We start from the raw sequence: 825 nt of genomic DNA, 5'->3' as shown, positions 1-825 counted from the left end.
TCGGGTAGATTCGCATCGAGTTTAGACCGCACCCATTCTTCCTTTTCGAGGTCATAGAGTTCCGGGTCGATAACTAGCTTTCTAGTAGACTTCTTCCAATCGGTAGCAGCAAAAGCTTCCACCTCCAAACCGTGTGTAGCAATAAATCGCTCAGCAAATCCCCAGGTTCGCATCACTTCAATAGCGGTTACAGATTTACTAACACCACTACTACCCCCGATGCTCATTCCTGCTAGAGATGCCAAGCCGCCAAACTGGCCTGCTAATCTGGAGAGTCCGCCACCATCCCCGCCATTTGAAACAGGAACCAACACTGCCGAAGCGCGATATTCATTTTTGACACTTAAAGCATAGAGAACAGAGCCAATCGCAAATAACAGTGTGATCAATATCACTATCAACTTTTTCTGAAATAAAACTCTAAACAGGACTCGTAAATCAACCTGTTCTTCCATTTTCGGTCCAGTTTGATCATATTCTTTATTATCCATTTCCACTTAAGACACCTGAGCTGTATTATCTTCTTTTAGTGAATAAGCAGGAATTACTGCGTTAGAACACAAATATTGAACAATCTTATCAACACATACATCTACGGAGGTCGTCGCTGTATCAACTACAATTTCAGGTTTCTCGGGGTTTTCGTAATCTGAGCTTATACCGGTAAAGTTTTTGATTTCACCGGTTCTTGCTTTTTTATACAAACCTTTAGGGTCACGGTCTTCACATACATCCAACGGAGTGTTAACAAATACTTCGATAAACTCTCCGTGACAAAACATATCACGAACCATGCGTCGTTCACTTCGAAATGGAGAAATAAAC

The 825-nt window shown here is 41.9% G+C and carries 2 protein-coding genes; both read right to left on the bottom strand.

What is annotated here, in order from left to right:
• On the bottom strand, positions 1–491 hold a 491-nt coding region (locus tag A3756_RS18480; protein ID WP_231875570.1), incomplete at its 3' end, for a Wzz/FepE/Etk N-terminal domain-containing protein.
• 6 nt (positions 492–497) lie between these two features.
• Positions 498–825, bottom strand: a 328-nt coding sequence (locus A3756_RS18475) for an adenylyl-sulfate kinase (RefSeq protein ID WP_156490592.1), incomplete at its 5' end; no start/stop codon positions are given.

It is taken from the genome of Oleiphilus sp. HI0086, assembly GCF_001635225.1.
The sequence above is the reverse complement of the archived record's forward strand: the minus strand, read 5'-3'. Positions and strand labels throughout refer to the sequence as shown.